Source organism: Acetobacter oeni (assembly GCF_011516825.1).
Lineage (GTDB): Bacteria > Pseudomonadota > Alphaproteobacteria > Acetobacterales > Acetobacteraceae > Acetobacter > Acetobacter oeni.
The window spans coordinates 108,547-130,393 of the sequence record NZ_WOTA01000008.1; the positions used below are offsets into that span (position 1 = coordinate 108,547).

Sequence of the window (21,847 nt, forward strand, 5' to 3'; positions counted from 1 at the left end):
AGTTTATTCTGGCCGGTTATAAACGCCGAAACAGCATCTCAGCCCGGTTCTATCTGGGCAGTACGATCCGGACACTTAATCCGTTCATGCGGCTTGTTGCCAGTCTGATATCGCCACCATGTGCCCGAACGATGTCACGGACAATCGTCAGACCAAGGCCTGTTCCACCCCTGGCACCGCTTGCGAATGCACGAAAAACATCTTCTCGCCTGTCCGGAGCAATACCCGGACCATCGTCGTCGATTTCGATGATAACCGTATTCCCTTCATCGTAAGCGGACAGCCAGACACCGGCATTATGCCGACGGGCATTCTCCACCAGATTGGTCAGCATTCGCCGCATTGCATCCGGCCTTGCCTCTAATACGAGGCCGGGGACACAGCTGACAGAACGGACCATGGTGCCGGCCCGGGCCGCCGATCCCGCTACCTCTTCCAGCAATGATCCGACATCCAGCCGCTCCGGCAATTCAGCGCCTTCACCACGCGCGAATGAAAGATATCCCTCAATCATGCGCTCCATTTCGGCCACGTCCGCAATCATATCAGTAAAGTCTTCCCGAAGCAGACCGGCATCAACGACGCCGCTCCGGGGCAACATGGCCAGAGAAAGCCTGAGCCGTGTGAGCGGAGTTCGCAGATCATGCGACACGCCAGCAAGAACCGCCGTTCGCTGTGATACGAATCTGAAAATACGGTCCTGCATGCGGTTAAAGGCAATCGCGGCCTGCCTTACCTCCCGTGCGCCTTCCGGTCTGATCGGTCCGATATCACGCCCCAGTCCGAACTGCTCTGCCGCATTGGCCAGACGACGGATTGTCCGGACCTGATTGCGCATGAAGGCAGCCGCGATCGCGAAAAGAAGCAGAGAACTTCCCAGCGCCCACAAAACGAACAGCCATAACTGCCCGACATCAAGACGTTTGCGGGGCGTATCAACACTCAGAACACCGTCCGGGAGCTGTATCGAAATAAAAACCGTATGCGGGTCTTTCAGCCAGTCGATAAAAAACGGGTATGCAATGGCGCTCTGTAATTCGTGGACGAGATCTTCATCCATTGGCCCGACAACGTGGGTCGAGCCCAGTTTCCCCAGGTGGTCACCCGGATGCCACTCCATCACCAGTTGGGTCCTGGTATGAGCCTGCCTGATCAGCCACGCCCGATCCCCTCGTCCGTGATACCGTTCCAGCAGATCAAGCGAGAACGAGATCTCCGAGGCGATGCCTTCCGATAATCTGCGCGACATAACACGCAGATAATTCCCGTAAAACAGTTCGAGCGCGATCCCCTGCGTCACAAGCATGGGTATCAGAACGATAAGCAGGGAACGAACCAAGAATGAGCGGGGCAGGACACGGCGCACGGAACGATCCAGTCCCTCACTGCTCCAGAATTGTTGCCACCGTTTCACAGGCTCTTCGATTCGGAAAACATCCGGATCACCCGCTTATACACCCGGCTTCAGTACATACCCTTTCCCGCGAATCGTATGCAGATAGCGCGGCTCACGCGGGTCCGGTTCGATTCTGCGGCGCAGCCGGGTAACCTGCACGTCAACGGCACGTTCTCCGATCTCCGCCATATCGAGTTCCTCCGCGATTTCCTCACGTGACAGGACTTCATTCGGGCGTCTGGACAGGGCGGCGAGCAGCGCTGCTTCTCCGCCGGTCAGATGCACAGTGCCATGTTCTCCCGCAAGCAGACCGCGCGCGGGATCGAACTCCAGCACTCCGAGCCTGACCACCCGCAGGTTCTCGCTCGGCGCGGGTGGCGTCAGACGACGCAGATGAGCTTTCAGGCGCAGAAGAAGTTCCCGGGGTTCAAAAGGCTTGCCAAGATAATCATCGGCGCCGGCTTCAAGACCAGTGATCCGGTCTTCGGCTTCCCCTCGCGCGGTTAAAAGCAGAATGGGTATATCAAGCCCGCGCTCCCGCAAGGCACGCGTGAGCTGAAGCCCGTCTTCACCAGGCATGGTGACGTCAAGCACGAGCGCATCTGGCAACATGAAACCAAGCGCCTGCCGGGCCTCTGCGGCGGAGGAAGCGGCCGTGACCCGAAAACCATTTTCCACCAGGTAGCGTCTTAACAGGCGCCGTAATCTGACATCGTCGTCAACCACGAGAATATGGGCCCCGGTGACACCGTCATCACGTGCTTCCGGGCGCAAATACCGATCCTGGTCTGAAAAACCCGTATTCTCACTGACCATCCCGCGTCTTCCCCTTTGACGGATCTTTCAGCTGAGACCCGCTTGTCAGAAAAATACGGCTTTCGTCCGACAGCATTCCAAGCAAAACCTGCCTGAAGCCCAGCACGGCCGTGCCGCCAGCCTCACGATAAGCTATAACCAGCTGTTCACGCTGCACCGCAAACAGGCGCGCCTCCGCAGCCTGTCCGCTCTCTGTCAGCGTCAGAAAGCGCTGGCGACGATCCTGGCGACCAGGCTTTGACAAGACAAGCCCACGCTCCTGCAGCTCACCAAGTGTGCGCGTCAGGCTTTGCTTCGTTACGCCAAGCACATCCTGAAGTGCTCCCACAGTGAGCGCCGGATGTAAGGCCAGAATCTGAAGCACGCGATATTGCGCCGCACCAAGACCGAGTTCGTCAAGAACCGGAGCTATAACCCGCCCAAGTTCGCGCCAGGCGAGAAGCATAAGCTCCTGCGCAAAACGGATCTGCTGTTCACGCAGAAACAGGAGGCCATTTCCGGGCATATTATCCCCGGCTGATTTCCCTTGCCTGAATTCACTCACGCAGCGCGTGCGGGCTGATGGGAGGAGAACATTCGTTTTGCATCGCCAATACGACGCACTCCTGCCAGGCCAGCGTCCAGAATCCGCGCCACAGCCTCTTCGTCAGCGCCGCCGAGCCATGCCATGAACGTCGGCATGTAAACGCCAGCGAGACTTACCCGCTTTGTCGCCCATGTTATTCCCGCGGCATCATCCTCTGCGGCTGTCCAGATCGCGTTTATTGTACGTGACAGGATTCGCCCGCCATGACCGACACAGGGCAGCGCAACGGTGGCCACAGTTCGTCGCTCCGCTTCCCGGTAAGGTTCAAGAACAGCAAGCCGTTCCAGCACAGCACTACGGACACGCCAGCTCAGGCGGGGCTCTTTTTCAGCCCTGCTTTCCATCCGCCTTAGCATTTCGCGGTCGACGAGGTCAGCCCAAGCTTCAATGAGTTCCGTCTGACCACCGGGAAACAACAGATCCGCATCCGGTCCGGCGCTGTCCCGGAGAGCCGGGATCGTCCAGCCTGTTGCGCCCGCCCGACTCGCCAGCGCCCACAACGCCGCGTCCCGCTCCGCGCTGACGTCTGGCCGGCGAGGAAGCAGCACCGGAACCAGCCGATAGCCCGCATTTGCCATAAGGGCCGCCGCTTTCATCCCGAAGATCACAGCATCATCTCCGCTGCGGTTTCCGGAGTCAGATACCGGCTGAATTCTGCCTCAAATCCCATCATACCTAAATTTTTCATCCGCATTGGATAAAGGATACCGTCAAGGTGGTCGGCTTCATGCTGAATAACATTCGCGTGAAAGCCCCGGGCAATTCCGGAGACCACCCGGCCATCGCGGTCGAAACCTTCATACCTGACCTGTGAATAACGAGGTATCCACCCCCGCAGGCCCGGAATGGACAGACATCCCTCAGGGCGCAGCACCTGCTCGTCACCTTCGGGAATGATAACGGGGTTAATCAGAATCCTTACGCCATCTTCCTCATCACCCGTCCCCTGCTGCCGGGATTTTGGAACATGATAGACAAAAATTCGTTTTGAAACATAAACCTGTGGGGCGGCAAGCCCTACTCCCGCAGCGTCATGCATCGTCTCTATCATGTCATCAATGAGCGATTGTATGGCCGGATCGTCGATATTTCCGACAGGCGCGGCTTTTTCAAGCAGAACCGGATGACCCATTTTAGCTATTTTCAACAACGTCATTGACGACCTCGTTCCATCCTGTCCGAAAGAATAGACTGCTTCCTCTAAGACAGAAACGCCTGCAGAATCGAATTGTCTTTTCTGCCCGGTCTGTGTTAAGCACCCGCCACTTTGATGCGTGGCCCCGATGACGGGGCCCGCCCATCTTCAATAAGACATGAATCCGCTATGACACCGGGTCAGCAGATTTTTTCGGGAGAAAACTAGCCAGTGCAGGTTCTCGTTCGCGACAATAATGTCGATCAGGCTCTCAAAGCACTCAAGAAAAAGATGCAGCGCGAGGGGCTTTTTCGTGAGATGAAGCTCCGCCGTCACTACGAGAAGCCGTCCGAGCGTCGTGCCCGCGAGGCTGCAGAAGCCGTGCGCCGCGCCCGCAAAATGGAACGCAAGCGTCTTGAGCGCGAAGGTTTCTGATCAGAATATCATCAGATTCTGGTCATAAAAAACCCGGCTGCGCCAAGCGTAAGCCGGGTTTTTTTATGACTGATACCAAGCAAAACATTTTCAGGAGTCTCACCAGCCTCCGGGACTTGCAAGAAAGGTGCTGTCAAATCGCAGGCAACTCTCTTCACAGTCAGCCAGCGGGATTCATGCATTTTCCCCCGTCCTGGGAGAAGCAGACAGAGCCTGGAATAACCACGTAAGCGGCAAAGCGCTGCTCATACAAAAATGGATGATATTCTCTGTTCAGAGACAGAATACTCTGAATGTTCAGTCATATTTATGACCAACATTTTGCAAAGAATTTATTTGTCTGATTTTCATCGCAATCTGGAGCGGGCGAAGGGATTCGAACCCTCGACCCCAACCTTGGCAAAATTGGCAGAACCATACGCCGGGGTGCGCCTGACTCCCATAATTTACTATAAAACAACATATTACATGAAATCTCCTACTCCGTAATGCGCTCGGATTTGCTCCGGTTTTCGACCATCTGCTTACAAAATGCTTACATTCTGTCGCTACCCCCGATAATGTAAGCAGGAAGCACGGTGACGGGGAAGCCCCATGGCGAAATTGACGAAACGGGCTGTCGATGCCCTGAAGGCTCCAAAGCAAGGGCAAGCGTTCCTTTGGGACAGCGAGTTGCGAGGATTCGGTGCCAGAATCATTCCCTCTGGCTTGAAGACCTTTATCTTGCAATATCGCAATGCCGACGATCGCAGCCGTCGCATTGCGCTTGGTCGATTCGGAGCCATCACCGTCGAACAAGCCCGTGATCTTGCGAAGATCAAGCTGGGCCTGCTCGCTCACGGAAAAGACCCGGCAGCAGAGGTCGAGGCGCATAAGGCAATCACGGTCGCCGCCCTTTGCGACTGGTATCTCCAAGAAGCTGCGGCCGGGCGGATCATCGGACGTCGGAACCGGCCGATCAAAGCCTCGACGCTCGCGATGGATAAGAGCCGAATCGAGACACACGTCAAACCGCTTCTCGGCAAGAGGCTCGTTCGCTCGCTGAAAGTGGTTGATATAGAGGGAATGCAGGCCGACATTGTGGCCGGCAAGACGGCCAAGCCCCGCAGCACCAAGCGAGGCGGCGCCACGACGGGCGGCCCAGGTGTTGCCTCGCGAGCGGTTTCGACTCTGCAAAGTATCCTCGGTCACGCTGCGCGCCTTGATAAGATTGCTACTCATCCCTGCCAAGGCGCGCGACGGCTTGCGGGAAAGAAAAAGCAGCGGAGGCTGAATATCCTCGAAATTGGGAAGCTCGGCGACGCCATGCGACATGCTGAGCGTAACGGTGAAAACCCGATCGCACTAGCAATCGTACGCTTCCTGCTACTGACCGGCTTCCGAATTTCCGAAGCGCAAGGGATGCGGCGCGCATGGGTTCGTCCCGAGGGCGGCTATATCGACTTCGCCGACACCAAGAGCGGCGCCCAGATTCGAGCCATCGGACCGGCCGCAATGCAGGTTCTTCAGAACCAGCCGATCCGTAAGGAGTCGCCATATGTCTTCCCGTCCGATATCAGTGAAGGACATTATACAGCGGCGAAAGCCTGCCTTGAGAGACTCTGCGCTTCGGTCGGCATCGAGGATGTCACGCCACATACTCTGCGGCACACCTTCGGCAGCGTCGCAGGTGATCTCGGCTTCTCCGAATTAACGATCAGGGCGCTTCTCGGCCACGCCGCGCAAAGCGTGACCCAAGGCTACGTGCATATCGACGAAGCCCTGAAGTTGGCCGTTAGCCGCACCTGCGACAAGATCGCTTTGCTGTTGGATGGAGAGAAGAAGGCGGGCCGGGCTGAGGGGCTGGCAGCGTGACGGCATCGGGGGGACCAAAGACCACTTGCGGCCGGAATACCTCGCCGACCGGTTTCAGTTATTGCAGTTAAGGGCGCACGCGACTGGATGCGTAGGAGAACCCGTCGTGGCAAGCCACGTCGTCACGTTCGCCGGTCTGTCCGACCAGGACCGCAAGAAGGTCGCCCCTCTGCCGAAGCTGGTAGAAGGCGATCGTTTCGAGTTGCATGTCCGGCGCCGGAACGGGCAGGATCAGACCATGTCCTTGCCGCCGGCGGCAGCCAGTGCCGTCGAGGCATTGATCGACCACCTGCTCAACGGCGAGCGGGTGGCGGTCCTTTCGGAAGATCAGGAATTAAGCCCCACCGAGGCGTCCACCATCCTCGGTATCTCCCGACCGCTCGTCGTACTGCGGATGGATCGCGGCGACCTTCCGTTCCGCTATATCGGCAAGCACCGCCGCGCGTCGCTCAAGGACGTGCTGGCGTTGAATACGGAACTCGATGTTCGGCAGAAGGCCATCGAGGATTTGGCCGCCGACTCCGAGAATCTCCATCTCCATTATGGCATTTAGTCCCGTTGTCGCAATCTACGACGCCTGTATCCTCTACCCGTTTCACCTTAGGAACATCGTCGTCCAGGCGGCGGCGGACGGTCGATGCGCGGTGGACCGACGCGATTCATGACGAGTGGATACGAAACCTTCTGGCCAACACGCCGGACCTTTCGGCCGAACGCTTGGCGACTACGAAGCAACTCATGAACGCCGCGCTGCCGAAGGCGACAGTAACCGGTTACGAACGTAAGCATCCGGAGAGAGCCGCGGGCGTAATCAGGCTTTGATGGTATTATTGCTGTGGTGAAGGGTTTTCCAGTGCCATGGCAGGAGTTCATGGAGGCGTGGATTTGGCATATCGTTGATACGGGCGAGGACATCTGCGAGTCATGCTTTGGGATCGACAAGGTTCAGACGGGCGGTGACGATCAGGGAATACATGGCGGCAGCGCGTTCTCCGCCCCGGTCTGACCCGGCGAATAACCAGGCTTTTCTGCCGAGGGCTATCCCACGGAGCGCACGCTCTGCGGCGTTATTTGTGAGACAGATGCGCCCATCATGTAGAAACCGTGTGAACATATCAGGTCGTCTGAGAAAATAGCTCATGGCCTGTGCAATGGGATTTTTTGATGACATGCGTTGGCACGTGTCACGCATCCACATGAACAGGTCCTCTACCATGGGAGCACTGCTTTCCTGACGGACCGCGAGCCGATGCTGGTCTGGGGTGCCGTTTATCACACGTTCAGCCTCGAAGATGGCGTCGATGCGGCGCACTGCCTCTATCGCCAGCGGGGCCTTGTCCTTCTCCGCGATTTTGAACAGCCCCCTTCGTCCGTGCGCCCAGCATCCTGCAGACACGACAGGTGCAGGCTGACGGCCCGGTTTTGTCAGAGCGTTATATCCGGCATAGGCATCGGATTGCACGATCCCCGTCCAGCCCGAAAGATGATCGACAGGATGTTCGCCCTTGCGGTCCCGTGAATAACGGAACCACACGGCTGGCGGTGCTGTGCCTCCAAAGGGGTGATCGTCGCGCACATAATTCCACAATCGACCGGTGCGTGTTCGGCCCTTCGCCAGCACGGGCACGGTGGTGTCATCCGCATGCAGACGACCAGCTGCCAGCACATGGACCCGGATCAGCGCGTTCAGAGGGGCCAGGGTCGCTGTGCAGGCTCCCACCCAGTCGGCTAACGTTGACGTGTCGAGATCAATCCCTTCGCGTGCAAAGGCATCACTCTGCCTGTTCAGCGGCAGATGCTGGAGATACTTGTCGCACAGAATGCCCGCCAGCAGTTCTGGCCCTGCACGCCCCCGTGAGATCGGGTAGAAAGGCGCTGGTGGCTGGGTAATGCTCTCGCAATCCCGACAGGTGAACTTCTCCCGCACCGTCTGGATGACTTTGAACTGGCGTGGGATCACTTCCAGCGTCTCAGTGATACTTTCGCCCAGTTTGCTCAGGCGCATCCCGCCACAGCACGGACACTGTGTTGGCGCAGGAAGAACCATCCGTTCGCGTGGCAGGTCGGCGGGTAAGGGCTGCCGCCCCCGGTTATTCCGCGGTGCTGTTGCACGGACAGCGAGGTCCGCCGCATTTTCGAACGTGTCTTCGGCTTGCGTTGTTTCCAGCTCCTCCAGCTCAAGTTCCAGCTGGTCCAGCAGGCGCCGTCCCCGTTCCGATGACGTCCCGAAGCGGTCCTGACGCATCCGTGCAATAAGATGTTTAAGATGGGTAATCTGCGCTTCAGCGCTGACTGCTCGGGCTTCAGCGTCTGTGGCCCGGGTTTCGGCAGCACGGGCACGCGTCTCGGCGGCGGCAAGTGCCGCACGTAAGGCCGTTATGTCATCCATGCTTCCCGTCATGAAAAACAGTTCAGCACAAAACCGTTCAAAAGGGTACAGGACTATGGATCACGATCCCCTTTTTGTTACCCCGCCAGTTCAGGTCGCCATGTTTTCTGCGGATTACGCCAGTCGATCCCTTCGAGCAGACAACTTAATTGTGACGCACTCAGATGGATGGCCCCGTCCTTTGCCGAGGGCCAGATGAAATACCCACGTTCAATCCGTTTTGCATAGAGGGACACTCCAATCCCGTCATGCCAGATCAGTTTCACCAGATCGCCGCGTCGGCCACGAAAGACAAAAACATCACCAGCATAGGGGTCTCTCCCCAGAAACTGTTGAACCCTCAGCGCCAGACCGGGCATGCCAAGGCGCATGTCTGTCGCACCTGCCGCCAGCCATGTCTTCAGACCAGAGGGAAGAGGGATCATGAGCGTAAAACCTGAAGGAGTTTCCTCAGATCTTCAATCGCGATCCGGCTGTCAACCATCAGCTTCTCGCCACCAGGAAAAAGAATGCTGGCTTCATGTCCACTCCCGCAGGACTGGTCTCCTCCCAGCCCTTCAACAGGGGATGTCATATGAACCGGCACAAAAGAAAGCTGCTCTTTCGCAGACGGGTTTACGAAATCCAGTCTCTGACGCCATCGGTAAACGACGCTGACGTGGACACCAAACTGGCGCGCAACAGCACGGACTGACTGACCAGTTTCATAAGAAGCCAGCACAACCCGACGTCTGAACGCGTCATCATAGGCCCGGCGCCGTTCGCCAACAATTTCAATAACCGGATGAAGGGCTCGCGATGCTTGTGTCGCAGCGAATGTCGCTGCGACACAAGCATCATTCTGTTCTGATCGCTCTGTCATGAACAGAACACATCACCACACCATAAAATCCACAAGGCGTCTCACACCGGAAGCTTACTTACGAACAGCAATTCCGACCATATACGTTGCTCGATCCTGATGACCGTCCCGTCGCCGCGACCGCGATCGAGGCAGACGCGCCGATAATCGTCACATGGAACCTAGACGACTTTCCTGTTGCCGAATTAAGAGAGCATAGCTTGGCGCAGCAGTCACCGGATGTCTTCCTGGTCGACCTCTGCAAGCGGGCCCCGGATAGGCATTGCCTTCTGAACGAAATAGGCAATCTGCTTTCACCGAAGTCTCAGGGCATTGAGCCGCAGTGCGTTTGTCACGACGGCCAGGGATGACAGGGCCATCGCGCCTCCCGCGAACATGGGCGACAGCGTAAGGCCAAAGACGGGATACAGTACGCCTGCGGCAAGTGGGATGCCGATCCCATTGAACAGGAAAGAAAATGCCAGATTCTGCCGGATGTTGCGCATCGTCGCCTGTGCCAGGCGGCGGGCGCGTACCAGTCCGGCGAGGCTGCCTTGTGCCAGTGTCATCCCGGCGCTTTCGATGGCGACATCGGTGCCTGTGCCCATGGCGATTCCGATATCGGCGGTGGCCAGGGCCGGCGCGTCGTTGACGCCGTCGCCCGCCATGGCGACACGGGCTCCCTTCTGTTGCATGTCACGAATGATCGCGGCCTTATCCTCGGGTTTGAGGTCGGCATGTACCTCGTCGATTCCCGCCTGCCGGGCCACGACTTCCGCAGTCCGGGCATTGTCACCCGTCAGCATCACGATCCGCATGCCGGCTGCGTGCAGTGCCGCGATGGTCTCCTTCGCGTCGGTCTTCAGCGGATCGGCCACGACCAGCAACCCAGCGGCCTGTCCGTCGATGCCGACGAACATGACGCCCGCGCCCTCCGCCCGGTGGGTGTCCGCGACAGGGATCAATGCCGACGCATCGATGCCCTGCTGCCGCATCTGGGCCTGGTTTCCGACGACGACGGCATGCCCGTCCACGGTGCCGGTCACGCCCAGGCCGGTCTGAGACGCGAAATCCCCGACCGGCGCGGCCTGAAGGCCCTGCTCCGTCATCGCGGCGACCAGCGCCTGGGCCAGCGGATGCTCGGATTGTGTTTCCAGTGATGCCGCCAGTCGCAGGACGATGCTGGAATCCCATGCACCTGATGTTTCGGTCGCGATCAGCCGGGGCTTGCCTTCCGTTACGGTGCCGGTCTTGTCGATCACCAGCGTATCGACCGTATCCAGTGCCTGCAGGGCCTCGGCGTTGCGAACCAGCACGCCAGCTCGCGCCCCGCGTCCCATGCCGACCATGATCGACATCGGAGTGGCCAGGCCCAGCGCGCACGGACAGGCGATCACCAGGACCGCAATGGCGTTCAGCAGTGCGTGTCCGAAGCGCGGTTGCGGACCGACCAGAAGCCAGACAACGAAGGTCAGCAGGGACACAAGCACGACCAGCGGCACGAACCAGCCGGAGACCCGGTCCGCCACCGCCTGGATCGGTGCGCGCGTACGCTGGGCGGCCGCTACCATGCTGACGATCCGGGCCAGCATTGTGTCCGAGCCGACGGCCTCGGCCGTCATCAGCAGGCTGCCGGTGCCGTTGATGGTTCCGCCCGTCACCTTGTCACCCGGGCCCTTGGCGACAGGTGCTGGCTCTCCTGTCAGCATGGCTTCGTCCACGCTGGAGCGCCCGTCCATGACGGTGCCGTCCACCGGGATGCTTTCCCCCGGCCGGATGCGGAGCCGATTGCCGGGCACGATCTGGGCCAGCGGTACGTCGTCCTCGCGATCCTGCGCGCCGACCCGGTGTGCGATTTTCGGTGCGAGATCCAGCAGGGCGCGAATGGCGCGACTGGTACGGGCGCGGGCGCGCAGTTCCAGGACCTGCCCGGCCAACACCAGGGCCACGATAACACCTGCGGCTTCGTAATAGACCGGGACCGACCCGTCATGCATGCGGAAGGCAGCAGGGAACAGGCCAGGGGCTACTGTCGCGGCGATGCTGTAGAGAAAGCCCGCGCCGACGCCCAGCATGATCAACGTAAACATGTTCAGATGCCGGGTGCGGAGAGACATCCAGCCGCGTTCGAGGAACGGCCAGCCGGCCCACAGCACGATTGGTGCCGTAAGCGCCAACTGAATCCAGTTCGTCAGGCCGCCATCGAAAAATGCCAGCCCTCCCATATCCGCCGCCATGGCGATGACGACGAGCGGGACCGCCAATATGCTCGCTCCCCACAGGCGCCGGCTGAAATCCACGAGTTCCGGGTTGGGCATGTCGGCGTCGGATGGCTCCTCCGGTTCCAGCGCCATGCCGCAGATGGGGCAGGAGCCGGGGTGATCCTGTCGGATCTGGGGGTGCATCGGGCAGGTCCAGATCATCCCGGCCCGCCTGGGCTGAGGCTTGATGGGCGTCGTGTCCGCCTTGTGCAGGTAATGACAGGGGGCGGCCTCGAACTTTGTCTGGCAGTGCGCGCTGCAAAAATACCAGGTCCGGCCATCATGGTCGGCATGATGCGTCGCCGTCGCGGGATCGACCGTCATGCCACACACAGGATCCTTGACCAGGTGCGCGTCAACTCCGGTCGCTGCCGGGGTGGGACCCTCTCCATGGAGATGGGACGCGCAAGCTGCTGTATTGTCGTTCGTCATGAAGCCCCCTTGCTTGTGGCCGCCAGCCGCGGCGTCGAAGTATGCCATAATCGCTTGCACTTCAAGGTATGCCCCTGTAGGGTATAGTGCAATGAGGCAGTCACGGGTAAAGATTTCGCAGGGCCTGAAACGGGTCGAAGGTCAGGTGCGTGGCATCCAGAAAATGGTGGACGAAGACCGCTATTGCGTGGATGTTCTGCTTCAGCTTCGGGCCGCCAAGGCGGCGTTGCATCGGCTCGAGGGGCTTGTTCTGCGCGAACATATCGCGGGCTGCGTCGTGGAGGCGATCGAATCCGGCGATCCGGTGGAGCGTCAGGAAAAAATCGGGGAACTGATCGAAACGGTCAGCAAGATGACGGGGTAGACGTGCAAGAGATCGGCGCGATACGGTTGGGACGGTTGCTGGCCTGCCTGCTTCTGCAGGTGGGGCTGATGCTGGCATCCGTCATGCCGGGTCATGCCGCCACGTTGCCCTCTACAGTTGCTGTGGTTACCCAGCCGATGGCCGACATGCCAGGGATGCAGATGCCATCCCGTGCGGATACGACGACCGCACATTGCAATCATGAACCGTGCCACGACCATCATCCATGTCATCATTGCGGCGATTGCTGCGCCCAGGGTGCCTGCGTCGCCAATTGGCTGATGCCGCCCTCCGTGACCAGGGCGTTTGATTACTCAGGTGTTACGGCACCTTTCGGCCTGTCTCGCTCGGATCGCATCGTCGGTCATGGGTTCGCGCCGGCCCTGCCACCGCCCAGAGAGATGGCCTGATTCTGTTCTGACAGTCTCAGGGCTGGTCATGGACCTATGACCGGCTCCGCCTTCTCTCTTTTGCGGACTATTATTCATGTCAATACGATCCCTTGCGGGACGGAGCGCGATCACGCGCCGTCGTTTCGTCGTCGGGACGGGCCTGTGGGGAGCGGCACTGGCCCTCCCGCAGGGCAGCGCGAGCGCCTACGCTTCGGTCTATACACCGGCGTCGGGGCGGCCCGACCCGCTGCCTGGCACCCGTTTCGACCTTACGATCGGTTCTGTACCGATCAATATCACCGGTGCGCGCATGCACGCGGTGGGTGTGAACGGCTCCACGCCCGCGCCGATCCTGCGCTGGCGTCAGGGCGACACAGTCGAACTGAATGTCACCAACCGGCTGGATGAGCCCAGTTCGATCCACTGGCACGGAATCCGGGTGCCGGCCGACATGGACGGCGTGCCCGGTCTGAGCTTTGGCGGGATCGCGCCGGGTGACACGTTCACCTATCGCTTCCCGCTGCATCAGAGCGGCACCTACTGGTATCACAGCCATTCCGGCTTCCAGGAGCAGACGGGCCTGTATGGGGCTCTGATCATCGACCCGAGAGACGGTTACGCGCAGCATTTCGACCGCGATTATGTGATGGTCCTGTCCGACTGGACCGACGTCGATCCTGAGGACATCGTCTCCAACCTCAAATTCCAGAGCGATTACTACAATTTCCGCCAGCGTACGGTGGACACGTTCTTCCGTGACGCACATCGGCAGGGGCTGGGTGCGACGATCCGAGATCGCCTGCAATGGGGTGCCATGAACATGGCGCCGACCGACATTCTGGATGTGTCGGGCATCATCTACACCTACCTGATCAACGGCCAGTCGCCTGCTGCAAACTGGACGGGCCTGTTCCGACCGGGCGAGCGCATACGCCTGCGCTTCATCAATGCATCGGCGATGACGCTGTTCGACGTGCGGGTTCCCGGCCTGACGATGACCGTTGTTCAGGCCGACGGTAATGACGTGGAGCCCATTCCGGTCGATGAATTCCGCATCGGGCCAGCGGAAACCTACGATGTAATTGTCAGCCCCACCGCCGATGGACCGTACACAGTCTTTGCCCAGGCCGAGGATCGTACCGGATACGCGCGCGGCACGCTCGCCACCCGTTCGGGCCTTGCCGGGCCGGTTCCCCCCATGGACCCGCGCCCTCTGCGCACCATGACCGACATGGGTATGGGGAATATGGACATGAAGGGCGGCATGGCGGGCATGGAGATGGGGAGTTCGCCGGGGAAGCCCGGTGATGCCCCTGCCGGCGGCGGCATGGACATGGATCACATGGACATGAAGGAGGCTAACAGACCCGGAGCCGCTGCGATGGATATGCCGGGCATGGCGGCTGCGTCGCGGCATAAAACAGAGTTGAAACCCGGCGTCGCGGTGCAGAGTGTCGCCATGATGCCGATCAACCGGCTGGCGGAGCCGGGCGACGGGCTGGAGAATAATGGTCGCCGCGTTCTGACCTATGCCGATCTGCGGGCCACGATCCCGGGCGCGGACCCACGCCCGCCGTCGCGCGAGATCACCCTGCACCTGACCGGCAGCATGGAACGCTTCATCTGGGGATTCGACGGCAAGAAGTTCTCGGAAGCGGAACCGATTCGTCTGACTTTGGGCGAGCGGGTGCGCTTCGTCCTGATCAACGACACGATGATGGAGCATCCAATCCATCTGCATGGATTGTGGAGCGAACTGGAAAATGGGCAGGGTGACTGCCGACCCTACAAGCACACGATTACCGTCAAGCCGGGTGAGCGGCTGAGTTACTTGGTCACGGCGGACGAACCCGGGCTGTGGGCATATCACTGCCACCTGCTCTACCACATGGAGGTGGGCATGTTCCGCACGGTGGTGGTGTCGTGATCCGGGGTCTGATAGGTGGCACGGTCCTTGCCGCTGGACTGGCTACCGCGGTACCTGGCACGGGACGCGCCCAGTCAGTCCCGGCACGCCAGAGCGAAGGAACCCAGGAAGCGCAGACCGCCTCGGCTCCCGCGCCCGTGGTCTATGTCAACGGCATCCAGCCGGTCATGGACCATAACATCTATATGCATGCGCTGCTCGACCAGTTCGAGGCGCGCTTTGGTGCCGATGGCGGGCAGTTCCGTTACGATGGGCAGGCTTGGTTCGGCACTGACTACGACAAGCTCTGGCTGAAATCCGAAGGCACGGTCGGCACAAACGGCAAGTTCGGTGATGGAGATCATGAGGCCCTCTATGATCGTGCCATCTCCCGGTATTTCGATGTCCAGACTGGCGTGCGTCTCGATATTGACAACGGCCCCACACGGGCCTGGGGCGCGATCGGGGTCGAGGGACTGGCTCTATATTTCTTCAATGTGGAGGCCACGGCCTATTTCAGCGACCGGGGTGCGGCGGGGCGTCTGCAGGGCTCATACGATATCCTGCTGACTAATCGCCTGATTCTCCAACCCCAGGTCGAGATGAACTTCTATTCCGCGTCCGATCGTGCGCGCGGCGTCGGAACCGGGCTGTCCGATATCGATACGGGATTGCGGCTTCGCTACGAATGGCATCGGAAATTCGCGCCTTATATCGGCGTGAGTTACTCCGGCACGTTCGGTCAGGCCGCCGACATGGCGCGTTCAAGGAATGAGCGTGTCCAGGACCTGAATTTCACCTTCGGGATCAGGACGTGGTTCTGACCGCTCCTGCCCGATGTGAAGTCGTTGCGGGGCGCTCCGTGCGGCCCCGTTTCAGATAACAAAAGATAAGGAACTTACAAATGCTGACTATCAATTTCAGGTTCTCGGCCGCTCTGGCCGCACTTCTGGCCACGGTCTCGGTTGCGCATGCCCAGACCCCCGCTCCGGCACCGGCCCAGCCGCAGGGTCAGGATATGTCCGGGATGCAGGGCATGTCCGGCATGTCGGGGATGGACCACGACAAGATGAAAATGGACGGCATGTCCGGTTCCGGCATGGAGGGCATGGAGAAGGGCATGAAAATGAAGGGAAAGATGGGAGACTGTATGAAGATGAAGGGCATGAATATGTCGAACGGCCACGCCATGGCGCCGTCAGATCACAAGATGAAAATGGGCTGCGGTGACAAGGAAAGCGGCATGAAGATGCCGATGGGGCCGCAGGGCATGCCTGACGCGGTTCATCAGCGCTGATCGGGTCCTGACCGGAGCGGGGCGGCGCCATCAGCGTCGCCCCTGGAAAGGCCCAGGGAGGCACGTATGACAAGGAGGCACGTATGACAAGACTGATCTGGGGGTTCGCCGGTATCCTGCTGTTTGGGATCGGCGCAGGAGCGACCGTCGTTTTCGGTGGCCTGTATGATGTGGGCGCCACCTCGCCGCACTGGCGGCTGACCTATCGTGTTCTGGAAACGGCACGCCTCCATTCAATCCGGCATCACGCCGAGGGCATTACCGCACCTGTCGATCTTGAAACGCAGGCACGGCTCGTCGGCGGCGCATCGCATTTTTCGACGCATTGCGCCTCCTGTCATTCCGCGCCGGGCGTCGAGGCCGAGGATATGGCGGTGGGGATGTATCCGAAGCCGCCGGTTCTGAAGGATGTGGCGCAACGCTATACACCGGGCGAACTGTTCTGGATCCTCAAGCATGGCATCAAGATGTCGGGCATGCCGTCCTGGGCGGATCATGGTGATGATGATCTCTGGAACATCGTTGCGTTTCTCGGGAGCCTTCCGGGAATGAACAGTTCTGACTACCAGGCGCTGGTCGCCCAGGCAGGAGCAGCTGGCGGACATCATACGCATCACGACATGGATATGCCGATGCCCCGACCGTAGATGCCGCTGCGATAATTGATCGAGATCAAGGAAAATATGCCATACCCCCGTATAGTAATTTCTTATTCCTGACGACGTCCGGAAAATGGGTCGGTATGCGCTTTGCCGAGGATGATGACGTGTTGGAGAAACCATGAGGCGCATCTTTTCGAGCGTGAGTGTCGTGATCATGACGCTGCTCGTCAGCATGTCAGAGGGACTCGCTCAGGCTCCGGGTGAGTCTCCCACTGTTCCGGCCATGTCCAGCGGCACTATGGCGGGGCCTACGGCAGGCAGTCCGCCACCTTCTCTGGCGCTGCGGCGGGATCAGCCGGAGGACGATGGGCCTATGGCAGCGCCCCGGGATGCCGACCGGGGTGCCGAATCGTCCGGCGGAATGAAGACGCCCCCCGCTCGACCCGACTCAGGCATGTCCGACATGGGCAGCATGATGTCGATGGGTGGTGACGAGCATGCGAGCCATCACCCTGGCATGGGCGCGGCGGTCCCCCCCGGTGCGCCATCATCCAGGCCGGCTGAGCAGGGCGATATGATGAGCCGCATGCTGCCTCAGGCTGGGCAGGCATTGAGTGCGGTTCCCGGAGCAGACAAGGCCGACGCGGGTTGTTGCGGAGCGCGCGGTCACACGCCGCTTTATACTTTCATGATGACGCATCCGAAGCTGACCGACGTCGAACGTCAGATGCTGGCCGATATTGCGGCACAGAGGCTTCAAGACGGTCTTCGCGAAGTCGGCGCTGCATCGGTCGATGCCGCTCAGTCCCTGTCGTGGGAGACGATGCGTCGGTCCAGCCAACATCTCCATGACGGTGTTGCGTTGCTCGATAGCGGAATGGCCGCGCGCGCGGCCGCGACCGGCCTCGTTAATCCTCAAATGGTGGCTTTCAACTGGTTCACGGCACAGATGGGTCTGCCGACAATCGCGGCGAGCCAGCAAAACGGCCTATTTTTCGGACTGACGCCGACTCACCTGGTGTTCATGACGATCCTGATCCTGGTATCGATCGCTCTGCTGATCTTGCAGGTCCTGCGGTTGCATCGTGTGCAGGAGATTCTCACGACCACCACGGCATTCGCACCGAAACCAACGGTTCCGCCCATGCCACCATCGTCGACCGGCGGCGGTCCAACACCTCCTGTTCCCCCGCCTCCCCCTGTACCGGGACCAGGCGGTGGAACGGCCACTCCGATCGTCGACGTACCGCGACACGGCCTCTGGCGTGGCAGCCTGAAAGTGGCCCGGATCATTCGGGAGACGCCGGCGATCGTGACGTTCTATCTGGTTCCGGCCGATGGGGGGCGGATTCCCTTTGACTTCAAACCCGGCCAGTTCGTGCAACTCACCATCGAGCCGACGTCTGGCAAGCCCGCGAGCCGGTCCTATACGATCGCATCGTCGCCGGGGCAGGTCGAACATCTCGAACTAACGATCAAACGCGAGGAACACGGGCTGGTCTCGCGCTACCTGCATGACACGGTCAAGGAGGGTGATCTTTTAAAGATCGCGGGTCCATCGGGTATGTTTACCTTTACGGGTGAAGAGGCAGACTCGATCGTCCTGCTGTCCGGCGGCGTAGGCATCACACCGATGATGGCGGTCCTGAGATACCTGACCGATATCGTCTGGCCGGGCGAGATCTACTTCGTCTATTCCGCTCATGCCAGCATCGACTATGTGTTTCGCCAGGAAATCGAGTGGCTGGAACGTCGCAATGACAAACTGCACGTTATTGCCACCATGCGGCGGTCGCCGGGGACAGAGTGGTCGGGGCCGGAAGGGCGCATCACGAAGGAACTGCTTCAGCAATCGGTGCCAGATCTCACAAACCGACGTATCCATGTCTGCGGCCCACCCGGGATGATGGCAAGCATGAGAGCGTTATTGACGGATCTCGGTGTGCCGGAAGCCAATGTTCATAGCGAGGCATTCGGACCAGCCGCGATGAAGGCCGAACCTGCGGTCGGGCCTGTGGCGGCCCCCTCATCTCCGGCCGTCACGCCTGCCGCAACGACCATTACGTTTTCCACTTCAGGGAAATCGGCTCCGTTGCAACTGGATGAAACGGTTCTCGACGCGGCTGATGCGGCAGGCGTCAATATTCCATCCTCCTGTCGATCCGGTATCTGCGGCGTATGCACGACACATCTGCTGCAAGGCCAGGTGACGATGGCGGTCGAGGATGGGCTCGATCCGGCTGACAAGGCCAAGGGTTTCATCCTGGCCTGTCAGGCGAAGACCACGGGTGGTCCGCTGGTCGTGGAGGCGTGATGCAGGAGCGCAGCGAAATCATTGTCGGCGCCCTGGTCGTCCTGCTGGTGCTGTTCCCGCTGGGCTTTCTGGTGCATGTCGCGCCGCGCTTTCCCGGAAGTCTGGCTGGCAGCCTGATTGGCATTTGCGCCGCTATCCTGATGCTGGTGCCGCTGATTTACGTAGCGGGCAAACGCATTCCCGTCGTGCATCGTTATTTCGCGCCGCGTGTCGAGAGCCGAACCCTTCTGTCGGTGCATATCTATGCTGGCGTCCTTGCACCCATTTTGGGCCTGATCCACGCCGCCCATAAATTCGATAGCCCGATGGGGATCTCGCTGACCGGCATCATGCTCGTCCTCGCCATTAGTGGCTATGTCGGGCGCTACATGTTGATCCAGATCGGGCGCGGATTGCGCGGTCGCACCCAGGAACTGGCCCAACTGCGCACGTCTCTGGCAGATGCCGGGGTGGCGCATCTGATGCCCGAGACGCCGGATGTGCCCCGTAATATCGTCCAGCGCCTTTTTCTGACCTCGGCCTATCCCGGTACGCGGGGTACATCGGATCGCGAGGCCACGATTGCCTCCGCGCTGGCCGATGTTGAGTATGCGGTCAGGTCGGAGAGGGTGGCGAACGCACTGTTCGGGCGTTGGCGCAAGATTCACGTCATCCTTGTGGTCATCCTCTATTTTCTGCTGATTCTGCATATCTGGTCAGGCCTGTATTACGGGCTGAGGTGGCTATGAAGCCCGCTGTCATACTCTATACGGTCTTTGCGCTTGCGGCTCTGATCGTCGGACTGGTTGTGCCCCTTGCCGTGCATCGTTCCGGCAGTAACGCAGTTCCAGGTTGGGAAGGGTTGGTGAATCCCGGACCGATCTCGAAAGCGCACCAGTTTATCGCGGGCCAGTGCGAGACATGTCACAGGCCTTTCACAGGTGTGGTGACCAATAACTGCGTGACATGTCATTCTCTGGCGTCGTTCGCCGACAAGCAATCCACCCGGTTTCATGTCGCGGCGACGCAATGTACGTCCTGTCATGTGGAGCACGGTGAACGGCCACATATGACCGTGATGGATCATAGTGCATTGACGAGGGCGGATTTCTGGTCAGACACCGTTGCGCAACTTCGCTCAGCCGGGCTGGTTGGAGCGTCGCCGATTCCGGGAAGCGCTGCGGCTATTCCGACTGATCATCGACTTGACCGTGATGCCGTTCTCCATCTGAATTGCGCAAGCTGTCACTCCAACGTGGATCCTCATCGCGCCCGCTTTGGTCCTGATTGCGCGAGTTGTCACTCCACCAATACATGGCTGATCGCCGCGTTCGAACATCCCGCCGATCAGATATCGACGGATTGCAACGCCTGTCACAAGGCGCCGCCCAGCCATTACATGATGCATTTCAAAATGATTTCGCAGCACGTCGCGCATCAGGATGCCCCGGTGGAGCATTGCTATGCCTGCCATACCACCGATGCATGGAACAATATTCGAGGGTATGGATGGTATAAGCACCATTAAATCTTACGAAATTTGCGTCAGAATATCGCCATTTAACGCGTGTGTGATGATGAAATCACTGGAAGCGGCGGCATTGCCCAAAAAATATATTGTAAATCAGAAAATATATCGAACGTTACGCATGATTATTTCGCATGTCGTAAACTTTTGAAGCAAGCAGTTGGCTTACTCTGGCCCGAATAGGGTTATTTCCAGGTTAGGGCTAGATAGAAAAATTGACATTTCTTCAAAAAAAATCTATAATTATTAGGAAACTCCTACGGCGTGTCGTCAGTTAAGCAGGATGATGATTGAGGCGAACTGAACCGCCGCGAGGAAGGTGGATTTCAGTTTGTCGTAGCGGGTTGCAATAGCGCGGAACTGCTTCAGTTTATTGAAGAACCGTTCGATAAGATTACGTTCCCTGTAAAGAGCGAAGTCGGTTTTCCGCGGCATCGCTCTATTGCGTTTTGACGGTATGACCGGGGTAATCCCGCGCTCTGTCAATCGGTCGATCAACCTGTCTGCGTCATACGCCCTATCAGCAAGGAAGGCATCCGGATCGATGTTTTCCAGCATCGGTTCCGTCCGGTTAATATCCGCATCCTTTCCCGGTGTGATATCGATCTCCACCGGATTGCCCAGAGCATCGCAGATAGCATGGATATTTGTGGTCAATCCGCCCCGGGATCGTCCGATGGCCTGATCCGCGCCCCCTTTTTGAGGGCTCCGGCACTGTGCTGATGCGCCCGGACAATGGTGCTGTCGATCATCATGTATTCATTGTCGTGATCTGCTGCCAAATGGCGAAAGATCCGCTCAATAACACCAGTTTCACACCAGCGACGCAGACGTCTGTGCACGTTTTTCCAGTCCCCGAAACGGCCCGGAAGATCACGCCAGGGAATGCCTGCACGGTAGCGATACAGCACAGCTTCTACGAAAAGGCGGTTGTCTGCAGCAGTGCCTCCGACATGACCCTCACGACCCGGAAGAAAGTCTTTTATACGCTCCCACTGGTCGTCACGTAAGCCATAGCGCCGCATCTGTTGTTCTCCTCCAAAGCCGGAAAAACAGTCAGCACAGAGCAACAGAACGTACAACCCTCACTTCAAGCTCTCAGGTCTTAACTGACGACACGCCGTAGGAGTGTTCAGGCTTTACTATATGCTTACCATTGATGATGGTGGAGGAACGTTATGATCGCATACTTGAGGAATTCGTTTAAAATAACGACGTGTATCTCTTTGATCGCTTTGCTTTCTGCGTGTGGCACGACGACAGATCGTCGACTCAGTGAGGACAAACAAAGTTGCCGGAGCATGGGGCATACTCCGGGAA

Annotated in this window: 23 protein-coding genes and 1 pseudogene; 13 read left to right on the forward strand and 11 right to left on the reverse strand. The window is 59.2% G+C overall.

The window, feature by feature from the left end:
• Window positions 1–49: 49 nt before the first annotated feature.
• The 5 genes from GOB90_RS07420 to def form a co-directional block, all read right to left on the reverse strand.
• Window positions 50–1,339, reverse strand: coding sequence for an ATP-binding protein (locus GOB90_RS07420; protein WP_408740445.1), 1,290 nt, complete (start codon window positions 1,337–1,339; stop codon window positions 50–52).
• 111 nt (window positions 1,340–1,450) lie between these two features.
• Entirely contained in the window at window positions 1,451–2,212 is a 762-nt protein-coding gene (locus GOB90_RS07425) for a response regulator (RefSeq protein ID WP_146887069.1), read from the reverse strand.
• Window positions 2,202–2,717: a MarR family winged helix-turn-helix transcriptional regulator gene (locus GOB90_RS07430; RefSeq protein ID WP_146887071.1), complete on the reverse strand. Its 516-nt coding sequence runs from the start codon at window positions 2,715–2,717 to the stop codon at window positions 2,202–2,204. The genes GOB90_RS07425 and GOB90_RS07430 overlap by 11 nt, the downstream gene beginning before the upstream one ends.
• Window positions 2,718–2,752: 35 nt before the next feature.
• Window positions 2,753–3,406, reverse strand: coding sequence for a ubiquinone biosynthesis protein COQ9 (locus GOB90_RS07435; protein WP_261765940.1), 654 nt, complete (start codon window positions 3,404–3,406; stop codon window positions 2,753–2,755).
• On the reverse strand, window positions 3,403–3,954 hold the full coding sequence (gene def, locus GOB90_RS07440; protein ID WP_146887073.1) for a peptide deformylase: 552 nt from the start codon (window positions 3,952–3,954) through the stop codon (window positions 3,403–3,405). The genes GOB90_RS07435 and def overlap by 4 nt, the downstream gene beginning before the upstream one ends.
• A gap of 210 nt (window positions 3,955–4,164) precedes the next feature.
• Here def and rpsU point away from each other — a divergent pair, with 210 nt between their 5' ends.
• Window positions 4,165–4,368, forward strand: coding sequence for a 30S ribosomal protein S21 (gene rpsU / locus GOB90_RS07445; protein WP_146887076.1), 204 nt, complete (start codon window positions 4,165–4,167; stop codon window positions 4,366–4,368).
• An 11-nt stretch (window positions 4,369–4,379) separates the two neighbouring features.
• Here the strand turns inward: rpsU and GOB90_RS07450 are convergent, their stop codons facing one another.
• The gene (locus GOB90_RS07450) at window positions 4,380–4,550 is read right to left on the reverse strand and encodes a hypothetical protein (protein WP_173571982.1); all 171 of its coding nucleotides are present in this window, start codon (window positions 4,548–4,550) and stop codon (window positions 4,380–4,382) included.
• A gap of 412 nt (window positions 4,551–4,962) precedes the next feature.
• Here GOB90_RS07450 and GOB90_RS07455 point away from each other — a divergent pair, with 412 nt between their 5' ends.
• From GOB90_RS07455 to GOB90_RS07465, 3 genes are all read left to right on the forward strand, one after another.
• Window positions 4,963–6,222, forward strand: a complete 1,260-nt coding sequence (locus GOB90_RS07455) for a tyrosine-type recombinase/integrase (protein WP_146887078.1) — start codon at window positions 4,963–4,965, stop codon at window positions 6,220–6,222.
• Between the two features lie 106 nt (window positions 6,223–6,328).
• Entirely contained in the window at window positions 6,329–6,775 is a 447-nt protein-coding gene (locus GOB90_RS07460; RefSeq protein ID WP_146887080.1) for a helix-turn-helix domain-containing protein, read from the forward strand.
• Window positions 6,776–6,780: 5 nt separating this feature from the next.
• Window positions 6,781–7,044 carry a hypothetical protein gene (locus tag GOB90_RS07465; RefSeq protein ID WP_198912234.1) on the forward strand — a complete coding sequence of 88 codons (264 nt, stop codon included), beginning with the start codon at window positions 6,781–6,783 and terminating at the stop codon, window positions 7,042–7,044.
• On the opposite strand, the pseudogene tnpC reads toward GOB90_RS07465, so the two are convergent.
• The 4 genes and pseudogenes from tnpC to GOB90_RS07485 all read right to left on the reverse strand — a co-directional run bounded on the left by tnpC (window position 7,034) and on the right by GOB90_RS07485 (window position 12,193).
• Window positions 7,034–8,623: pseudogene (tnpC, locus tag GOB90_RS07470) on the reverse strand (IS66 family transposase). The gene GOB90_RS07465 and the pseudogene tnpC sit on opposite strands and share 11 nt — an antisense overlap.
• Window positions 8,624–8,688: 65 nt before the next feature.
• Entirely contained in the window at window positions 8,689–9,036 is a 348-nt protein-coding gene (tnpB, locus tag GOB90_RS07475; RefSeq protein ID WP_146887083.1) for an IS66 family insertion sequence element accessory protein TnpB, read from the reverse strand.
• A complete protein-coding gene (tnpA, locus tag GOB90_RS07480) occupies window positions 9,033–9,473 on the reverse strand; it encodes an IS66-like element accessory protein TnpA (RefSeq protein ID WP_010515588.1) in 441 nt (146 codons plus the stop codon). Before tnpA ends, tnpB begins: the two co-directional genes overlap by 4 nt.
• A gap of 293 nt (window positions 9,474–9,766) precedes the next feature.
• Complete coding sequence (locus GOB90_RS07485; protein ID WP_077813805.1) at window positions 9,767–12,193, reverse strand: heavy metal translocating P-type ATPase; 2,427 nt, start codon at window positions 12,191–12,193, stop codon at window positions 9,767–9,769.
• Between the two features lie 43 nt (window positions 12,194–12,236).
• Between GOB90_RS07485 and GOB90_RS07490 the strand changes: the two genes are divergently transcribed.
• The 9 genes from GOB90_RS07490 to GOB90_RS07530 all read left to right on the forward strand — a co-directional run bounded on the left by GOB90_RS07490 (window position 12,237) and on the right by GOB90_RS07530 (window position 20,527).
• Window positions 12,237–12,509, forward strand: a complete 273-nt coding sequence (locus tag GOB90_RS07490; protein ID WP_007284529.1) for a metal-sensitive transcriptional regulator — start codon at window positions 12,237–12,239, stop codon at window positions 12,507–12,509.
• Between the two features lie 2 nt (window positions 12,510–12,511).
• Window positions 12,512–12,919 (forward strand): hypothetical protein, encoded by a 408-nt coding sequence (locus tag GOB90_RS07495; protein ID WP_231502865.1) that lies wholly within the window; start codon window positions 12,512–12,514, stop codon window positions 12,917–12,919.
• 76 nt (window positions 12,920–12,995) lie between these two features.
• Window positions 12,996–14,828, forward strand: coding sequence for a copper resistance system multicopper oxidase (locus GOB90_RS07500; RefSeq protein ID WP_146887085.1), 1,833 nt, complete (start codon window positions 12,996–12,998; stop codon window positions 14,826–14,828).
• A complete protein-coding gene (locus GOB90_RS07505) occupies window positions 14,825–15,631 on the forward strand; it encodes a copper resistance protein B (RefSeq protein ID WP_018307593.1) in 807 nt (268 codons plus the stop codon). Before GOB90_RS07500 ends, GOB90_RS07505 begins: the two co-directional genes overlap by 4 nt.
• Window positions 15,632–15,834: 203 nt before the next feature.
• Window positions 15,835–16,104, forward strand: a complete 270-nt coding sequence (locus GOB90_RS07510) for a hypothetical protein (RefSeq protein ID WP_242011317.1) — start codon at window positions 15,835–15,837, stop codon at window positions 16,102–16,104.
• 83 nt (window positions 16,105–16,187) lie between these two features.
• On the forward strand, window positions 16,188–16,751 hold the full coding sequence (locus GOB90_RS07515) for a c-type cytochrome (protein ID WP_007284535.1): 564 nt from the start codon (window positions 16,188–16,190) through the stop codon (window positions 16,749–16,751).
• Window positions 16,752–16,884: 133 nt separating this feature from the next.
• Complete coding sequence (locus GOB90_RS07520) at window positions 16,885–19,020, forward strand: 2Fe-2S iron-sulfur cluster-binding protein (RefSeq protein ID WP_146887087.1); 2,136 nt, start codon at window positions 16,885–16,887, stop codon at window positions 19,018–19,020.
• Entirely contained in the window at window positions 19,020–19,748 is a 729-nt protein-coding gene (locus GOB90_RS07525) for a hypothetical protein (RefSeq protein ID WP_077814491.1), read from the forward strand. Before GOB90_RS07520 ends, GOB90_RS07525 begins: the two co-directional genes overlap by 1 nt.
• On the forward strand, window positions 19,745–20,527 hold the full coding sequence (locus tag GOB90_RS07530; protein WP_077813803.1) for a cytochrome c family protein: 783 nt from the start codon (window positions 19,745–19,747) through the stop codon (window positions 20,525–20,527). Before GOB90_RS07525 ends, GOB90_RS07530 begins: the two co-directional genes overlap by 4 nt.
• A gap of 270 nt (window positions 20,528–20,797) precedes the next feature.
• Here GOB90_RS07530 and GOB90_RS07535 read toward each other — a convergent pair.
• Window positions 20,798–21,552, reverse strand: a protein-coding gene (locus GOB90_RS07535; RefSeq protein WP_373322074.1) for an IS5 family transposase whose coding sequence is annotated in 2 segments (ribosomal slippage) — window positions 20,798–21,211 and window positions 21,214–21,552 — 753 coding nt in all. Because the reading frame shifts where the segments join, the coding sequence is not laid out codon by codon here.
• Between the last annotated feature and the right edge of the window lie 295 nt (window positions 21,553–21,847).